At 61.5% G+C, this 2235-nt stretch carries 4 protein-coding genes; 3 read left to right on the top strand and 1 reads right to left on the bottom strand.

All coding sequences use genetic code 11. The annotated features are described in order from the left end of the window. Positions 1-117, bottom strand: a 117-nt coding sequence (locus QZX93_RS27550; protein WP_366761307.1) for a transposase DNA-binding-containing protein, incomplete at its 3' end; no start/stop codon positions are given. Between the two features lie 175 nt (positions 118-292). On the opposite strand from QZX93_RS27550, the gene QZX93_RS26620 reads away from it, so the two are divergent. From QZX93_RS26620 to QZX93_RS26630, 3 genes are all read left to right on the top strand, one after another. Beyond that, positions 293-811 (top strand): hypothetical protein, encoded by a 519-nt coding sequence (locus QZX93_RS26620; RefSeq protein ID WP_295388668.1) that lies wholly within the window; start codon positions 293-295, stop codon positions 809-811. A gap of 68 nt (positions 812-879) precedes the next feature. Then, the gene (locus QZX93_RS26625; protein WP_295388666.1) at positions 880-1107 is read left to right on the top strand and encodes a hypothetical protein; all 228 of its coding nucleotides are present in this window, start codon (positions 880-882) and stop codon (positions 1105-1107) included. A 92-nt stretch (positions 1108-1199) separates the two neighbouring features. Continuing rightward, the gene (locus QZX93_RS26630; RefSeq protein WP_295388663.1) at positions 1200-2153 is read left to right on the top strand and encodes an AAA family ATPase; all 954 of its coding nucleotides are present in this window, start codon (positions 1200-1202) and stop codon (positions 2151-2153) included. Positions 2154-2235 lie beyond the last annotated feature (82 nt).

The raw sequence follows: 2235 nt of genomic DNA on the forward strand, positions 1-2235 counted from the left end.
CCGCTTCGCGCGCTCGTTGCGACGCGTGTCGCCCAGGTCAATCGCCAGAAATTCCTCGTCTGCCCAGCTCACGGTGCCCCCAGAAACTATCTGAAGACTGAATTTTACACCGTACACCTAAAGTTGTGTGTAACGGGATGCCTGCAGGCGGCAGAGGACGATAAGGGCTGCTTCTTTTAAGGCCAGTCCGATCACGCGAACAGCGACAACCCCGGGTTCCGGCCCGGCGGTTGTCCCTTGCGGACACGCCGAATACGGCGTGCGCAACGGACAACCGAATTGTGCATTGTCCATGCCGGACATTGCCATGACGCTAGCTGGGCGTCCGACAAGAACAGCCGAACCGATCTTCAACCGATATCCGTCCACGCCAAACGAGGGCATAGCAATGCGAACCTTAGATGAATTCGCCCGTAATGCATTAGACTCCGATCATGGACTCACCAATGTGCGGGCAGAAACGGAAAGATTGCGCGATGGCGATATGCTGCTTTGGCTTAAGGGCGACGAAGGCTATACCTACGTCCAAATGCCTGAAGGGGTCATCCGGCTGCCGTGTCCGTGCTATATCACGGGCGATGTGACGTCGATCCCCTTGTTTCATAGCGAAGCCAATCGCCTGTTAAAGGAATATACGCGGCAACTGGAACAGTTTGCTGACGACCACATCTGTGTGGAAGACGATGAGGGTAGTGGCGATGTGAGCTCCCATCGCGATGGCATCTTCGCGGATTTCGGATCAGGGCATCAAAGAACCGACCTTGGCGACCCGGGTTATGCCGGCTGTGAAAAGACACATGAACCCGCTTAACGATAATGACCGCACGCGGTGCGAGGTGTGGACCCGGGTGATGGGCTACCCGCAGCAGGACCAACGCCATGTCTAACCAGCAGTCCGCAAGGCCATTTGCAAAATGGCGAAACGATGCCCGATGTGACCCGCGCGCGCTTTTGGATCTTGCCCGCGACTTCGGCGCCACGGACGAGGAGATCACTGCGCTCCGGCGCCGTATTTTCTGGCATACATGGGTAACGACGCCGGTATTAACGGCAGGCGTCATCTGCTGGGCGATCGTAATCGCACGGCTTACGGCATATCTGAAGTAGCAACGACCGACCAATCCCGCCCCGGGGAGACCTGCTCTCCCCAACGGGAGGCGTGCGTCTCCTCGGGTTCTTAACCGACCCAGGAGACACGCATGACCTACCAACGCTTCGATGTTGCGGCCACCTTCGGCGTCCAAGCCCGTGCCGGGCTGGAAGTCGTCGGCTTTGCTGACGAGACCCATCCGCACATCCCGGTGCGCAAGCCCTATGTGTTCCGCAACGAGGTGTTGCGCGACGTGCTCGCCTTCCTGCGCGATCCCAGCGGGGACGGGCTGTTCCTGACCGGCCCCACCGGGTCCGGCAAGACCAGCCTGGTGACGCAGGTCGCCAGCCGGATCTTCTGGCCGGTGCAGTCCGTGACCTGTCACGGGCGCATGGAGCTTAACTCCCTGGTCGGCCAGTTCGTCCTGGTCCAGGGCGAGACCAAGTTCATTTACGGCCCCCTGGCCGTGGCCGCCCGGGATGGGCACCTGCTGATCTTGAACGAGAGTGACCTGATGGACCCGTCGGAACTGGCGGGGCTGAACGACATCATCGAGGGCCAGCCCCTGGTGATCGCTGAGAACGGTGGGGAGGTGATCCGCCCACATCCGAAGTTCCGGGTGTTCGCCACCGGCAACTCGGTGGGCGCCGGGGACGGCTCGGGTCTCTATCAGGGGGTGCTGCGCCAGAACCTGGCCTTCATGGACCGCTTCCGGGTGGTCCAGGTCGGTTACCCCGAGCCTGCGATCGAGAAGGAGATCATCAAGGCTCAGGTCCCGAAACTGCCGGACCTGATCGCCGAGAAGATGATCACCGTGGCTGGCGAGATCCGCCGGCTGTTCGTCGGCGCCAAGGAGGGTGGGGCGGAGCTGACGGTCACGATGAGTACGCGGACCTTGGTCCGCTGGGCCGGCCTTTCGCTGACGTTCAAGGGCGCCCCGAAGGTCTTCGAGTATGCCTTGTCCCAGGCCCTAACCGCACGCGCGGAACCGGAGCAGCAGGAGGCGATCCACCGGATCGCGGCCGACGTCTTTGGCGACTACTGGGATGGGTCGCAGCCGTGAACGGCAAGACCTACGAGCTGTTCCGTTTCACCCATCCGGATGGATCGGCCAAGGAGTGGGGCTACGCCGAGATGGGCACCGG

Origin of the sequence: uncultured Thiodictyon sp., from assembly GCF_903946935.1 — a bacterium.
GTDB lineage: Bacteria > Pseudomonadota > Gammaproteobacteria > Chromatiales > Chromatiaceae > Thiodictyon.

Coding starts and splice junctions, on each gene's coding strand:
- QZX93_RS26620 (WP_295388668.1), top strand. CDS start 293: ATGCCGGACATTGCCATGACGCTAGCTGGGCGTCCGACAAGAACAGCC.
- QZX93_RS26625 (WP_295388666.1), top strand. CDS start 880: ATGTCTAACCAGCAGTCCGCAAGGCCATTTGCAAAATGGCGAAACGAT.
- QZX93_RS26630 (WP_295388663.1), top strand. CDS start 1,200: ATGACCTACCAACGCTTCGATGTTGCGGCCACCTTCGGCGTCCAAGCC.